This is a genomic window from Corynebacterium sp. HMSC30G07, from assembly GCF_001806945.1.
GTDB lineage: Bacteria > Actinomycetota > Actinomycetes > Mycobacteriales > Mycobacteriaceae > Corynebacterium > Corynebacterium riegelii.
In genome coordinates, this window is the sequence record NZ_KV786473.1 from 380254 (window position 1) to 382515 (window position 2262).

At 55.7% G+C, this 2262-nt stretch carries 2 protein-coding genes and 1 pseudogene; 2 read left to right on the forward strand and 1 reads right to left on the reverse strand.

Features of this window, described 5'->3' with window-relative positions; genetic code table 11:
• Positions 1–331, reverse strand: a pseudogene (locus HMPREF3104_RS12160) (Mur ligase family protein); the annotation flags it as partial.
• A 274-nt stretch (positions 332–605) separates the two neighbouring features.
• Between HMPREF3104_RS12160 and HMPREF3104_RS10115 the strand changes: the two are divergent.
• Complete coding sequence (locus HMPREF3104_RS10115) at positions 606–1277, forward strand: DUF3558 domain-containing protein (RefSeq protein WP_141738214.1); 672 nt, start codon at positions 606–608, stop codon at positions 1275–1277.
• A gap of 75 nt (positions 1278–1352) precedes the next feature.
• Positions 1353–2262 (forward strand): hypothetical protein (locus tag HMPREF3104_RS10120; RefSeq protein WP_168156374.1); only part of this gene is annotated, 910 nt, incomplete at its 3' end.

Below are 2262 nucleotides of genomic sequence, written 5' to 3' on the forward strand. Positions count from 1 at the left end.
CGCTTGCCGCAGGCGGCAGCGTTGTCATCATCAAGACACACCACAAGGTGGCCGCCTGCGGTCACGCGATCCGCAAAAGCATCGAAAACCTCAAAATAGGCCTCATGAGTACCGAAGTAATCCAGGTGATCCGGCTCAATGTTGGTGATCACGGCAACGTCCGGCTTGTAACGCAACAGCGACGCGTCAGACTCATCAGCCTCAGCCACGAACACCTCTCCCCCGCCGTGGTGCGCGTTACGGCGAGCAGGACTTGGGCGTAGCCCTCCATAAGCTCTCCAAGCAAATCCGAGCGGCGAATCACCGCAATGCTCTCCTCCTGCGCCGCCAATGCCAATGAGGTGGACGCGAGAAAGATCAACTGCGGGTTGCATCATGGTTCCTTAATCTACGTAACTTCTACTTGGCTGACTCAGCGGCTTCCGCGATCCGGCGGGCGATGTCTTCCGCCACGTCACCCGCACCAGTTTCGGCGAGAGCGTGACGCATCTGTGCAGTGCGCTCAGGGTTAGCAAGTACGTCATTGACTGCGGTGTAGAGGGCATCGGGGGTGGCGGGTGGTCAACGGGGGTGATGCTTTCTACAGAACCGGAGACTCCTATGCGTTGCTTGCGCAATACTTTGCGTACAAAGAACAAACAGAAGGGGGAAATCCAGTGTTGAAAAAGTCTTTTGTTGTGCTTTTGGGGGCTGTGCTTGTGTTAAGCGCCTGCGTGCCCAGCCAGAAGATTGAGTCACTTGGCAAGGAGGCCGGCACTGACGTTGCTGCTTCTGGGCCACGCGGTTTCACCTTTGAATCCGGCTTCCTCGAATTCGGCGACTTCGATCCTTATGCACTTGGCGACGATATCTTTAACCCCTGCACCGAAATCACGTTGGACGAGTACGCGGCGGCGGGGTTTCCGGGGATTGAGGTTGAAGGTGATGGAGCAACGTTTCATGGCCACAACGCGTGCGACATTCCGCCCACCGAAGAACAGTTCGCTCGATATGTTGTAACCGGATTTCACAATGGAAGACCGAACCGAGAAATGATTGAGATGCAGGGGCTACTGCTCCCGCAGTACACCTCAGAACTTATCCCCGAGTTATTCGCTTTTGCAGCGATCGACCATGATCCAAGCGATTGTTACACACAAATTGATACGTTGCGAGGAGGCTTCGGCGCAGCGGCAGGAAGTCTTGCATCGGATGTGACGCAAGACGAGATGTGTGAGCTTGCGATTGAAACCACCGAGCAACTCTTCCTGAAATTCGGCACCGGCGATGTCCACTAAAGTGTGCACGCAAAAGATTCCCTTCTTCGACGGCACCCTCTAAGCTTCTGCCCCATAAACGTAATTCACAAATAAATGGGGGTTATTTTGTCGCAACACGTGCGCCTTGACACCGAATCTTTGTTGGCCGGCATCAGGATGCTTAAGGAAGAAGCTTTATCAGTCAAGAAATCAACACTCTGGTCTAAGCTGTCAGGCCTCGCAACTTTCTCCAACGTCACCGGCTACCGCGAAGCGGGTCAGGCGTTAGGACTTATTTCATCAACAAGCGCGCCCGAATCATTCAAGGTCTTGAGTTCACACCTGATGGACGCGGCGAACGTGTCAGAGATCAACTTGAAGAACATGAAGCGCGCCGACGGCTCCTTTGCTGGAGCATTCAACAGCATTGCCCTGGCCACTTTGGACCCGCTGATGGCGGAGTTTGGTCAAATGGAAGCATCGCTGAACGTGGTGAATGCGAAGGCAACCGCATTCCACCCGCAAGCCCCGGTGGCGGCCCCGCCAATGAGCTTACGCATACTCGAACAGCTCTTAGCGGCAACCAATATTGCAGCTGCAGAAGCTGAAGCAGTCAACTGGACACTTATGGCGCGGGCCATTGATGAATCCGTCGCGGCACTCTTCGGCGTAAAAAACTCGTTTGCTACCTCGCTAGATACCAGGTGGGTGCAGCGCGGCGATGAACGGATCAACAAAATCCAGCACGCGGGCAACGCATACGCGCGGCGTGCCGACGCCATGTCCATGCACACCAGCGCATTAGCCAAATCCGCCGCAGCAGAAACTGCAATGGCCGCAGCCGCCGCTGCCGTAGCAGTTGGCCTCCCACCCACTATCCGCCCTGCGTACGAAGCGACGTACCTCGCTGCTTTCGGCCCGCGCGCCAGTTCACAGCTGGTGGCAACGGTCCCAACATTCGTAAAACTCTTGCCGGACTTAGACCAGGTGCCGGGCAATCCTTTCGATATCCGCGAAGCGAAAC